This window comes from Streptomyces sp. NBC_01474 (assembly GCF_035918215.1).
In the GTDB taxonomy this organism is placed as follows: domain Bacteria; phylum Actinomycetota; class Actinomycetes; order Streptomycetales; family Streptomycetaceae; genus Streptomyces; species Streptomyces aureus.
Window position 1 is genome coordinate 4,239,125 of the sequence record NZ_CP109449.1, and the last position, 11,900, is coordinate 4,251,024.

At 69.7% G+C, this 11,900-nt stretch carries 10 protein-coding genes; all 10 read right to left on the minus strand.

Translation table 11 applies throughout. The features are described 5' to 3' along the window. Nucleotides 1-109: 109 nt before the first annotated feature. Nucleotides 110-751, minus strand: a complete 642-nt coding sequence (locus OG758_RS19320) for an arsenate reductase/protein-tyrosine-phosphatase family protein (protein WP_326711163.1) — start codon at nucleotides 749-751, stop codon at nucleotides 110-112. Then, a complete protein-coding gene (locus OG758_RS19325; RefSeq protein ID WP_326711164.1) occupies nucleotides 748-1,395 on the minus strand; it encodes an L-threonylcarbamoyladenylate synthase in 648 nt (215 codons plus the stop codon). Before OG758_RS19325 ends, OG758_RS19320 begins: the two co-directional genes overlap by 4 nt. 116 nt (nucleotides 1,396-1,511) lie before the next feature. After that, nucleotides 1,512-2,351: a peptide chain release factor N(5)-glutamine methyltransferase gene (prmC, locus tag OG758_RS19330; protein ID WP_100595862.1), complete on the minus strand. Its 840-nt coding sequence runs from the start codon at nucleotides 2,349-2,351 to the stop codon at nucleotides 1,512-1,514. Between the two features lie 83 nt (nucleotides 2,352-2,434). Continuing rightward, a complete protein-coding gene (gene prfA / locus OG758_RS19335) occupies nucleotides 2,435-3,511 on the minus strand; it encodes a peptide chain release factor 1 (protein ID WP_326711165.1) in 1,077 nt (358 codons plus the stop codon). Between the two features lie 144 nt (nucleotides 3,512-3,655). Beyond that, nucleotides 3,656-3,877, minus strand: a complete 222-nt coding sequence (gene rpmE, locus OG758_RS19340) for a 50S ribosomal protein L31 (protein ID WP_100595864.1) — start codon at nucleotides 3,875-3,877, stop codon at nucleotides 3,656-3,658. 172 nt (nucleotides 3,878-4,049) lie between these two features. Next, complete coding sequence (locus tag OG758_RS19345) at nucleotides 4,050-5,180, minus strand: LCP family protein (RefSeq protein ID WP_326711166.1); 1,131 nt, start codon at nucleotides 5,178-5,180, stop codon at nucleotides 4,050-4,052. A 204-nt stretch (nucleotides 5,181-5,384) separates the two neighbouring features. Next, nucleotides 5,385-7,118 carry a trypsin-like serine protease gene (locus OG758_RS19350; protein WP_326711167.1) on the minus strand — a complete coding sequence of 578 codons (1,734 nt, stop codon included), beginning with the start codon at nucleotides 7,116-7,118 and terminating at the stop codon, nucleotides 5,385-5,387. A 142-nt stretch (nucleotides 7,119-7,260) separates the two neighbouring features. Next, on the minus strand, nucleotides 7,261-9,273 hold the full coding sequence (rho, locus tag OG758_RS19355; protein ID WP_326711168.1) for a transcription termination factor Rho: 2,013 nt from the start codon (nucleotides 9,271-9,273) through the stop codon (nucleotides 7,261-7,263). 377 nt (nucleotides 9,274-9,650) lie between these two features. Beyond that, nucleotides 9,651-10,568 (minus strand): homoserine kinase, encoded by a 918-nt coding sequence (gene thrB, locus OG758_RS19360; protein ID WP_266560063.1) that lies wholly within the window; start codon nucleotides 10,566-10,568, stop codon nucleotides 9,651-9,653. Between the two features lie 272 nt (nucleotides 10,569-10,840). Continuing rightward, nucleotides 10,841-11,899: a threonine synthase gene (gene thrC, locus OG758_RS19365; protein WP_326711169.1), complete on the minus strand. Its 1,059-nt coding sequence runs from the start codon at nucleotides 11,897-11,899 to the stop codon at nucleotides 10,841-10,843. Between the last annotated feature and the right edge of the window lies 1 nt (nucleotide 11,900).

Sequence of the window (11,900 nt, forward strand, 5' to 3'; positions counted from 1 at the left end):
CCACGGGATCCAGCGCCTCGCTGAGCCCCACTCCGACGCGCCACCCGCACCGCTCGGCCCCGACGGGCCTCCCGGCTTCACAGCGCTGCGCCGGACTCCGTCCGCCGGGTCAACGGCAGGCCGGAACACCCGTCAAGGCCGTCACCACGGGATCCAGCGCCTCGCTGATCTCCTCGCCGACCGAGCGGAAGAACGGCAGAGGTGCGCCGTACGGGTCGTAGACCTCGTCGGCCTCGGCGTTCGGGGCGAGAAGCCACCCGCGTAGAGCCGCCGCGGCGCGCACCAGTGCGCGTGCGCGCTCCACCACGCCGCCGTCCAGCGGGTCGGGCAGCGTGGCCGGATCGATGGCCTGGACGAGGCGCGTGAACTCCTTCAGCGTGAAGGTGCGCAGGCCCGCGCTGTGGCCCATGGAGATGACCTGGGCACGGTGGTCGCGGGTGGCCGTGAGGACCAGGTCCGCGCGGATCACGTGGTCGTCGAGGAGCTCGCGCCCCACGAAGCCGGAGGCGTCCGCACCGAAGTCCGCGAGGACGGTCTCGGCGTTCGCCTCCATGGGCGCGCCCTCGTGGCCCCAGGTGCCCGCGCTCTCGACGATCAGACCGCGTACGAGGGGGTTCCCGAGTCTGCCCACCAGGGCATGCCTGGTCAGCCGCTCGGTGATCGGCGAGCGGCACACGTTGCCGGTGCTGACATGGAGGATGCGGAAGGAGTCCTCGTTGCCTATGCCACGCCCCGTCTCAGGGGCTGTCAATTCGCCACCTCGAGGTCGGGTACGACCTTGCGCAGCTCGTCCGCGGTCAGGGCACCCGCGCGCAGGAGCACCGGAACCTTTCCGGTCACGTCGATGATCGAGGACGGGACGATGCCGGGCGTGGGGCCGCCGTCGAGGTAGACGGAGACGGAGTCGCCGAGCATGTCCTGCGCGGCGTCGCAGTCCTCGGGGGCGGGGTGCCCGGTGAGGTTCGCGGAGGAGACGGCCATGGGGCCGACCTCGGTGAGCAGCTCGATCGCGACCGGGTGCAGGGGCATGCGGACGGCGACGGTGCCACGGGTGTCGCCGAGGTCCCAGGCCAGGGACGGCTGGTGCTTGGCGACGAGCGTGAGGGCGCCGGGCCAGAACGCGTCGACGAGTTCCCAGGCCATCTCGGAGAAGTCCGTGACGAGGCCGTGCAGCGTGTTCGGGGAGCCGATGAGGACAGGGGTCGGCATGTTGCGGCCGCGCCCCTTGGCGTCCAGCAGGTCGGCGACGGCCTCGGCGGTGAAGGCGTCGGCGCCGATGCCGTACACGGTGTCGGTGGGCAGCACGACCAGCTCACCGCGGCGGACGGCGGACGCGGCTTCACGCAGACCGGTCGTACGGTCCGACGCGTCGTTGGTGTCGTATCGCCGAGCCATTTAGCGGGCCTCCTCGTACACGAAGTACACGTAGTCCATGCGAGAGATGCGGGAACTGCTGGTGCTGTTGCTGCTGTTGCTGCCGTTGCTGCTGCTGTTGCGCTGATTCTGTCGCGTCACGGCATCGCCTTGCGGGCGGTCGCGAAGCGCGGGCGGTTGTTCAGGTCGGGGTGGTCGGCGGCGTCGGCCCAGCCCCGTTCCTCGGTGAAGATCCACGGGACCTGGCCGCCCTGGGTGTCGGCGTGCTCCACGACGACGACGCCACCGGGGCGCAGCAGGCGGTGCGCGGTGCGCTCGATGCCGCGGATCAGGTGGAGCCCGTCCTCGCCGGAGAACAGCGCGAGTTCGGGGTCGTGGTCGCGGGCCTCGGGGGCGACGTACTCCCACTCGGTGAGCGGGATGTACGGCGGGTTGGAGACCACCAGGTCGACCTGGCCGTCGAGCTCGGGGAAAGCCTCCAGAGCATCTCCCTGGCGCAGGTCGACCCTGGACCCCTCGACGTTCTTGCGCGTCCAGCGCAGGGCGTCCTCGGACAGCTCCACGGCGTGCACACGGGAGCGCGGGACCTCCTGCGCGAGGGCGAGCGCGATGGCGCCCGACCCCGTGCACAGGTCGACGATGAGCGGCTCGACGACGTCCATGGCCCGTACGGCGTCTATGGCCCAGCCGACCACGGACTCCGTCTCGGGCCGCGGCACGAACACGCCCGGCCCCACCTGGAGTTCGAGGTAGCGGAAGTAGGCGCGCCCGGTGATGTGCTGGAGCGGCTCACGGGCCTCGCGGCGCGCGGTGACCTCCCAGTAACGGGCGTCGAAGTCCGCGTCCTTGACCAGATGCAGCTCGCCCCGCTTCACGCCGTGCACGAAGGCGGCGAGCTCCTCCGCGTCGTTGCGGGGCGAGGGCACGCCCGCGTCGGCGAGGCGCTGGGTGGCCTGGGCGACTTCCGCGAGCAGCACGCTGCGGGGGTTTGGGGGTCGCCCCCCAAGATGTTGCTGCACGCTGGTCCTCCGGGACTGAGCTGGTCTTTTTTTGGTGTGGCTTAGGCGGCGGCGAGCTTGGCGGCCGAGTCTGCGTCGAGGCAGGCCTGGATCACCGGGTCGAGCTCACCGTCGAGCACCTGGTCCAAGTTGTACGCCTTGAAACCGACGCGGTGGTCCGAGATGCGGTTCTCCGGGAAGTTGTACGTACGGATCTTCTCGGAGCGGTCGACCGTGCGGACCTGACTGCGGCGCGCGTCCGCGGCCTCGGCCTCGGCCTTCTCCACGGCAGCCGCGAGAAGCCTGGAGCGCAGGATACGCATCGCCTGCTCCTTGTTCTGGAGCTGGCTCTTCTCGTTCTGGCAGGAAGCGACGACTCCGGTGGGCAGATGCGTGATGCGCACCGCGGAGTCCGTCGTGTTGACGGACTGGCCGCCGGGGCCCGACGAGCGGTAGACGTCGATGCGGAGGTCGTTCGCGTGGATCTCCACGTCGACCTCCTCGGCCTCGGGCGTCACGAGGACACCGGCCGCGGAGGTGTGGATACGGCCCTGCGACTCGGTCGACGGCACACGCTGCACGCGGTGCACGCCGCCCTCGTACTTCAGACGGGCCCAGACGCCCTGGCCGGGCTCGGTCGCGCCGTTGCCGCCCTTGGTCTTCACGGCGACCTGGACGTCCTTGTAGCCGCCCAGCTCGGACTCGGTGGCGTCGATGATCTCGGTCTTCCAGCCGACGCGCTCCGCGTACCGCAGATACATGCGCAGCAGGTCGCCGGCGAAGAGGGCCGACTCGTCGCCGCCCGCGCCCGCCTTGACCTCGAGGATGACGTCCTTGTCGTCATTGGGGTCCCGGGGGACCAGCAGGAGCCGCAGCTTCTCGGTGATCTCCCCGCGCTGCTTCTCGAGGTCCTTGACCTCGGCGGCGAAGTCCGGGTCGTCCGCGGCGAATTCACGCGCGGTCTCGATGTCGTCACCGGTCTGCTTCCAGGAGCGGTAGGTGGCGACGATCGGGGTCAGCTCGGCATAGCGCTTGTTGAGCTTGCGCGCGTTCGCCTGGTCGGCGTGGACCGAGGGGTCCGCGAGCTTCGTCTCGAGATCGGCGTGCTCACCGATGAGGTCCTCGACGGCCTCGAACATCTCCGGCTCCTGAAGTGAGGTACAGCGAAAGGGAACGGCCACCGGCCGGCCGGGGAAGACCCCCGGGTCCCCGGCCAACCAAAAACAAGCACGCCGGTCCCGGCCCGCCCCGAAGGGCGGCCGTGGACCGGCGCAAGTGGCTCGCTACTTGTTGGCGGCAGCAGCCTTGCCGAAGCGGGCCTCGAAGCGGGCCACGCGGCCACCGGTGTCGAGGATCTTCTGCTTGCCCGTGTAGAACGGGTGGCACTCGGAGCAGACCTCGGCACGGACGGTGCCGCTGGAGATCGTGCTGCGGGTGGTGAACGACGCGCCACAGGTGCAGCTGACCTGCGTCTCGACGTACTCGGGGTGGATGTCGCGCTTCAAGGTGTCTCCTATGATCTCGGAGGGCTCCGGGTCGCTTCCGCGGATTGCGGGGGCGTGAACCGGGGCCGACGTACCAGTCTGCCAGGACTGGCCGTATCCCCCAAAACCGGGGTCGGGGCGGAACTATTCCCGAAGGGTCACCGACAAGTGGTGACCGGCGCCCGGTGGCCGGCTAGTGGCTGGTCACGACGGAGCCCGCGGCGCCCTTGTCACCGGCGGAGCCCTTGAGCGCGGAGGCCGGAACGGGCTGGTCCGTCTTGAGCGCCGCCCAGACCTTCGCACCCGCCTTCTCCAGCGGGAGTACACGGTTCGGGTCGGCGGGGTCGTACTGGACGGGGAGCGTCACCATCTTCATGTCGCCCGCGCCGATGCCCTTGAGGCCGCCCGCGAAGCCGACCAGTTCGTTGACCGAGTTGAGCTCGGAGTCGGTGGTGACGGCGCTGGTGGCGGTGTCCGCGAGGTCGTAGAGCTTCTTGGGGCTGGTGAAGACGCCGACGTCCTTGATCTGGTTGATCAGCGCCTTCATGAAGGCCTGCTGGAGCTGTATTCGGCCCAGGTCGCTGCCGTCGCCGACGCCGTGCCGGGTGCGGACGAGGCCGAGCGCCTGCTCGCCGGTGAGGGTGTGCTTCCCGGCCGCCAGGTGCAGATGGCTCTTGTTGTCGTCTATGGCCTGCTGGGTGGTGATGTCGACGCCACCGAGTGTGTTGATGAGCTTCTTGAAGCCCGAGAAGTCGACCTCGACGTAGTGGTCCATGCGGATCCCGGACATCTTCTCGACCGTCTTGACGGCACAGGCCGGGCCGCCGACCTCGTACGCCGTGTTGAACATCTGCTGGCTGCCGCCCGCGACCGTGTTGCCGGCACTGTCGGTGCAGGTCGGGCGGGTGACGAGGGTGTCGCGCGGTATGGAGACCACACCGGCCTTCCGGTGGCCCTTGTACACGTGGACGACCATCGCGGTGTCGGAGCGGGCGCCGCCGCCGTCCTGCCCGTACTTGGCGTTCGCGCCTGAGCGCGAGTCCGAGCCGAGGACGAGGATGTCCATCGAGCCGTTGTCGACGTTCGCGGGGCGGTCGGTGCCGAGCGCGGCGTTGATGTCGACGCCCTTGAGGTTCCCGTTGAGCTTGAAGTACAGGAAGCCGGCGCCCGCGCCCGCCAGGACGACGAGTCCCGCCGCGGTGCAGGCCGTGATGACGAGGGCCTTGCTGCGCTTGGCGCGCGGCTTGCGCCGACGGCCGCCGCCTCCGGCGCCGGGGGTGGGGCGGCTCGGATCGGTGGTCGCGGGGCTGCTCTCGTCGGGCATGTGCTCCTCAGTCCTCAGGTGCTCGATTGGCCGGTTACCCCCTGTTTGCAGGGTCAGGCGCGGACGGACGTCTCTTCGTCCGTCTCTTCGCGAGACGTGGAAACCGTGAAGAAGGGTTGCACAGCGCGCTGTGCCCGCCGCGGGGCTCGCGACGGGCACAGAGAGTGCTGACGAGAGCCGGCCGTCCGGCTCTCACCTGCGGGTTTATCCGAAGATGTTGTACTGCGTGTAGCCGGTCCCGATCTTGATGCGTGTGGCAAAGATCTCCGAGGAGGCGGTCCCCGTGCCCGGGTACAGGTAGAGCGTGCCGCCGGGCGTGCGGGCCACGTAGTCGGCCTTTCCGTCACCGGTCACGTCACCCGGCGCCGCGAACGCGTTGTACCCGTCCCAGGTGCGCACCTGCACGCCGGTCTCGAAGGGCGCGGACGCCTTGCCGGTGCCCTTGAGGAGGTACAGCTTGCCGCCGCTGCCGCGGGCGATCAGGTCGCTCCTGCCGTCACCGGTGAAGTCGCCCTTGCCGCGCAGGGAGTTGAAGACCTGGTAGCCGCTGCCGACGGTGGTGCGGGTGCCGTACGTCCCGTCGCCCTTGCCGGGGTACAGGTAGAGCGTGCCGCCGGAGGTCGCCGACAGCAGGTCGGGATACCGGTCGCCGGTCACGTCGCCGGGCACCACGATGAACTTCCGCGTCGCCCAGTCGCTCGCGATCTTCGTGTCCGTGTACGTCGAGCTGGACGCGGACCGGTGCCGCCAGTAGACGTTCCCGTCCGACCGGCGGCGGATGATGAAGTCCTGGTAGCCGTCGCGGTTCATGTCGGCCTGGAGGACGAGGTTGTACGCGCTCCAGGACCCGCTCAGCGTCTTGCGCGTCGCGAACCCGCTGCCCGTGGACTCCTTGACGTAGCCCTTGCCACCGGAGGAGGCCCGGACGAAGAGGTCGGCCTTGCCGTTGCGGCTGATGTCGGTGTCGTCGATGCGCGGACGGACCTTGGGCTGGTACGTGGAGACCTTGGTGAAGGCCTCGTACGTGCCGGAGACGTTGCAGAGCTGCGTGCCCTGGCTGATGCCCCAGGAGACGATGCCGACGACCTTGTCGCCCACGACGAGCGGACCGCCCGAGTCACCCGGGCACGTGGTCTTGCCGGTGCTGTCGTCGCCGGTGCCGAGCTGTCCGGCGCAGATCATCTTCCCGGCCTGGAAGTACGGGTCCAGGTTCTGGGTGCAGGCGTCGTCGGAGTTCAGCGGCAGGGTGACCTTCTGCAGCTGGGACGCGATGTCGGCGGTGTCCTCGTTCGAACTGGTGAGACCCCAGCCGTACACGGTGGCGTTCGTGCCGGCGGCGTACAGCGCGCTGTCATCCGGTCCGGCCAGTTCCAGCGTGGTCTGGGCGACCGGCTTGGCGAGGGTGAGGAGTGCGACGTCGTTCGTGATGGCGTCGGGGTCGTAGCCGTCGCGCACCCAGCTGCGGGTGACGTCGATGTACGTGGCGCCGTTGCCGGCGACGGTGACGCTCTTGCTGGTTCCTACGGCGACTTCGCCGTACTTGCCCCAGTCCTGCCGGTTGCCGTTCTCGTCGTGCACGCAGTGCGCGGCGGTGAGCACCTTGTTCGGCGCGACCAGCGTGCCGCCGCAGACGAAGTACGAACCGCCCGCGGGGTCGTTGTAGACGAGCTGCACCATCCAGGAGGCGGCGCTTGAGGTGCCGCCGATGATGCGGGGCGTGACCGTCCTGTCACCGCTCGGCGACGGCGACGACGCCACGGGCTCCGCGGTCTTCGTGCCGGGCGGCGGCTGCACGACCCGGCCGGTGTCGGACTCCCCCGCGTAAGAGGTGACGGCGAACGCGCCCGCGCCGATCAGGGCGAGCCCGGCCGCCGCGGCCGGCAGCACCTTGCCGAGTCTTCGGCGGTGCCGGCCGGAGCCGGATACAGATATGTCCACGCAAGTCCCCCCAGGGAGTAATGAGTTGAACGTTGGATGAAGAGCGCGATCGTACAACCCGCCCCGGAGCGCACAAAGGGCCGCCCCCGTCACGGATGTGACGGGGGCGGCCCTTGAGCGGTGCTACAGCTCGGCGAAGCGATCAGTCGTTGCCGTTGCCCGGCGTCGGCGTCGTCTTCGCGATCTGCATCAGGAACTCGGCGTTCGACTTCGTCTGCTTCATCTTGTCGAGAAGCAGCTCGATGGCCTGCTGCGAGTCGAGCGCGTGCAGCACCCGGCGCAGCTTCCAGACGATCGCCAGCTCTTCCGCGTTGAGCAGGATCTCTTCCTTACGGGTGGAGGACGCGTCGACGTCCACCGCCGGGAAGATGCGCTTGTCGGAGAGCTTGCGGTCGAGCTTGAGCTCCATGTTGCCGGTGCCCTTGAACTCCTCGAAGATCACCTCGTCCATGCGCGAGCCGGTGTCGACCAGCGCGGTGGCGAGAATGGTCAGCGAGCCGCCGTCCTCGATGTTGCGCGCCGCACCGAAGAAGCGCTTCGGCGGGTAGAGCGCGGTCGAGTCGACACCACCGGACAGGATGCGGCCGGAGGCCGGCGCCGCCAGGTTGTAGGCGCGGCCCAGACGCGTGATCGAGTCGAGCAGGACGACCACGTCGTGACCCAGCTCCACGAGACGCTTGGCGCGCTCGATGGCGAGCTCGGCGACCGTGGTGTGGTCCTCGGCCGGGCGGTCGAAGGTCGAGGAGATGACCTCGCCCTTCACCGACCGCTGCATGTCGGTGACCTCTTCCGGACGCTCGTCGACCAGGACGACCATCAGGTGGCACTCGGGGCTGTTGACGGTGATCGCGTTGGCGACCGCCTGCAGGATCATGGTCTTGCCGGTCTTCGGCGGGGCCACGATCAGGCCTCGCTGGCCCTTACCGATCGGCGACACGAGGTCGATGATGCGGGTGGTCAGGATGCCCGGGTCGGTCTCCAGACGGAGCCGGTCCTGCGGGTAGAGCGGCGTCAGCTTGTTGAACTCCGGCCGCCCGCGCCCGGATTCGGCCGCCATGCCGTTCGCCGAGTCGAGGCGGACGAGCGCGTTGAACTTCTCGCGGCGCTCGCCGTCCTTGGGCTGGCGGACCGCGCCGGTGACGTGGTCACCCTTGCGCAGGCCGTTCTTGCGGACCTGGGCGAGCGACACGTACACGTCGTTCGGACCGGGCAGGTAGCCGGAGGTCCGGATGAACGCGTAATTGTCGAGGATGTCCAGGATGCCCGCGACGGGGATCAGGACGTCGTCCTCGGAGACCTGCACCTCGTTGCCGAAGCCGGCCTCGTCGCGGCCACGACGGCCACGGCGGTCGCGGTAGCGGCCACGGCGTCCGCGGCGGCCACCCTCATCGTCGAAGCCGTCGTCCTGCGGGCCGTTGTCACGCTGACGGTCCTGGCGCCCGCCGCCCTGCGGCTGACGGTTGCCCCCGCCCTGCTCCTTGCCCTGCTCGTCGCCCTTGCCACGGCGGTCGCCGCGGTCACGGCCACCGCGCTCACCGCGGTCGCCGCCACGGTCACCGCGGTCACGACGGTCACGGCGCTCGCGACGGCCCTCGGCGCCGTTGTCACCGGCGTCGCCCTGGGCGTCCGTCTTGGTCTCGGTCTTCGCCTCGGCCGTGACGGTCTCGGGGCTGCCGGCCTCGGAGGTGGCACGGCGGCGGCGGCGCTCGCCGCCCTTTTCGTCGCTCGCCGGCTGACCGGGGATGTCGATCTGCTGCTGAGCGGCGGCCTTCGCGGCCTTGGCGTCTTCGGTCTTGACCGCCTTGGCGGGGGCCTCGGTGCCGTTCGCCGTGGCCTCGTCGCCGGAGCGCGCCTTGGAGGTGGCGCGGCGCTTCGGCTTGGTCTCGGTGGTGTCGGCGCTCTTCGCGGGAGCGCCTCCCCCGGCCTGCGCCTCCTTGATGACCTCGATCAGCTGGCTCTTGCGCATACGCGCGGTGCCCCTGATACCGAGGCCCGATGCGACCTGCTGGAGCTCGGCCAGCACCATGCCCTCAAGGCCGGTACCGCGGCGCCGCCGGGAGCCCGCAGCGCCGGCAGCAGGCGCATCCGCATCGGCGGAGGGCGCAACAGCGGAGCTGTCGGCGCTCACGCCCATCAGATCGGTGGTGTCGCTCACGAAGGGTCCTTCCCTGGAGCGGACGTCGGCCTGTCTGGCTCGGCGACCGGTTGTGCTGTCCGGCGGTGGTCCTGTCGGTATGGACCGTGCCGGGGCGGTGGTCCGCCAACGCGGCGGAAGAATTCATTAGGTGACGGCGAGTCCCGAAGCCGCGGGTTCCACTGGAATGTCTGTGTCACCCGGCTCGATCACACCGGTTCCGGAGCATGCTCGAAACGACTCAGTGCACGGCACAGAGCAATTTGCGGGGCTCCCGGAAGAATGGTTGTCCCGGAGGGGGACACACAGCACCTCGCCATGGTGGGGTCGGGTGCAGACTTGAGGTTAACACTACCGGATCCAACAAATATTCCCCCTCTCGAATTCCGGCAACCGTGTCAGTGGGCAAGCGGCAGCACGCTCGCTCCGTCGACATCGAGGTCGAGGCGGTTCGCCGCCCATCCCTCACCGGCCAGCCGTGCGACCTTGTCGGCCGCTGACTCCTCCACAAGGGCAAGGACCGTGGGGCCCGCCCCTGAGATCACCGCGGGAACGCCGTCGGCCCGCAGCCGCTCCACGAGTGCGAGGCTCTCCGGCATCGCGGGAGCCCGGTATTCCTGGTGGAGCCGGTCCTCGGTGGCGGGCAGCAGCAGCTCGGGGCGCCTCGTGAGGGCCTCTACGAGCAGGGCCGCTCGGCCCGCGTTCACCGCGGCGTCCACATGCGGGACGCTGCGCGGCAGGAGACCGCGCGCGGTCTCGGTGAGTACCGGCTTTCCCGGTACGAAAACCACCGGAACGATGGAACCCGCGGGGTCCATCCTGATCGCCCGGGCCGCGCCGCCGTCCATCCAGGAGAGCGTGAAGCCGCCGAGCAGGCAGGCCGCGACATTGTCCGGGTGCCCCTCGATCTCGGTCGCGAGCTCCAGCAGGGCCGCGTCGTCGAGGCGGGCGTCGCCGCCTATCGTCACGGCGCGCGCGGCGACGATGCCGGCGCAGATGGCGGCCGACGAGGAGCCGAGGCCGCGGCCGTGCGGGATCCGGTTGGCGCAGACGACCTCGAGGCCGCGCGGCTGTCCGCCGAGCAGGTCGAAGGCGGTGCGCAGGGAACGTACGAGCAGATGGGACTCGTCGCGCGGAAGGGTTTCGGAGCCCTCACCTGCGATGTCGATGTTCAGGCCGGAGTCGGCGACCCGGACGACCACGTCGTCGTAGAGACCCAGCGACAGACCGAAGGCATCGAAGCCCGGGCCGAGGTTGGCGCTGGAGGCGGGGACGCGCACCCTGACGGCGGCGGCGCGGAAGGCGGGACCGGCCATCGCTCGATGACACTCCTTGAGCTGCGGTTCTTGCGTGATGAACGAGGTGACTGCGGTAGAGATCCGATGATTGCTGCCCGTGTGAGAACCCGAAGGCCGCGGGGGCTACGACAACGCCTGCGGCACCGCGGCACATGCATATGCGGCGGGGTGGGTTCGGTACAGCCTATCGAAGGAAGGTTCTGTGGCGACATAGGGCGCACAGGAGGCGCACGATGCGTGTCGTAAGCCCCCTGTGCACCCCCTGTGCGGAGTTGACCGGTCCGGTCCGCTTACGCCAGGCCGAGGCGCTCGGCCGCGGTGGCCGCGTCGACCGGGACGGTGACGGGCTGCGGGGCGCCCGCGACGGCCCAGTCGGGGTCCTTGAGGCCGTTGCCCGTGACGGTGCAGACGATCTTCTGCCCCTTGTCGACCTTGCCCTGCTCTGCGGCCTTGAGCAGACCGGCGACGGAGGCGGCCGACGCGGGCTCCACGAAGACACCCTCCTGGGCCGCCAACAGCTTGTAGGCGCGCAGGATTTCACGGTCCGTCACTTCGTCGATGAAGCCGCCGGACTCGTCACGGGCGGCCAGCGCGAAGTCCCAGGACGCGGGGTTGCCGATGCGAATCGCGGTGGCGATCGTCGACGGGTCCTTGACGATCTCGCCGCGCACGATGGGCGCGGAACCGGAGGCCTGGAAGCCCCACATACGCGGCGTGTGCGTGGCGATGCCGTCCGCCGCGTACTCCTTGTAGCCCTTCCAGTAGGCCGTGATGTTGCCGGCGTTGCCGACGGGAAGGACGTGGATGTCGGGCGCGTCACCGAGCGCGTCGACGATCTCGAACGAGGCGGTCTTCTGACCCTCGATACGGAACGGGTTGACCGAATTGACCAGCGCCACCGGGTAGTTCTCGGAGAGGGCGCGGGCCAGGTTCAGGCAGTCGTCGAAGTTTCCGTCGACCTGGAGGATCTTCGAGCCGTAGACCAGCGCCTGGCCCATCTTGCCGAGCGCGATCTTGCCCTGCGGGACGAGTACGGCGCAGACCATCCCGGCGCGCACGGCGTAGGCCGCGGCAGAGGCGGAGGTGTTGCCCGTGGAGGCGCAGATGACGGCCTGCGCGCCCTCCTCCTTGGCCTTCGTGATCGCCATCGTCATACCGCGGTCCTTGAAGGACCCGGTCGGGTTGGCACCCTCGACCTTGAGGTGGACCTCGCAGCCCGTGCGCTCGGAGAGCACCTGGGCGGGCACGAGCGGCGTGCCGCCCTCGCGCAGCGTGACGACCGGCGTGGTGTCGGACACCGGAAGCCGGTCGCGGTACTCCTCGATGATTCCGCGCCACTGGTGGGTCATT

Excerpts from the sequence above, each read along its gene's own strand:
- OG758_RS19325 (WP_326711164.1), bottom strand. The coding sequence starts at position 1,395 with ATGGCTCGGCGATACGACACCAACGACGCGTCGGACCGTACGACCGGT.
- prfA (WP_326711165.1), bottom strand. The coding sequence starts at position 3,511 with ATGTTCGAGGCCGTCGAGGACCTCATCGGTGAGCACGCCGATCTCGAG.
- OG758_RS19345 (WP_326711166.1), bottom strand. The coding sequence starts at position 5,180 with ATGCCCGACGAGAGCAGCCCCGCGACCACCGATCCGAGCCGCCCCACC.
- thrB (WP_266560063.1), bottom strand. The coding sequence starts at position 10,568 with ATGGCCGGTCCCGCCTTCCGCGCCGCCGCCGTCAGGGTGCGCGTCCCC.
- thrC (WP_326711169.1), bottom strand. The coding sequence starts at position 11,899 with ATGACCCACCAGTGGCGCGGAATCATCGAGGAGTACCGCGACCGGCTT.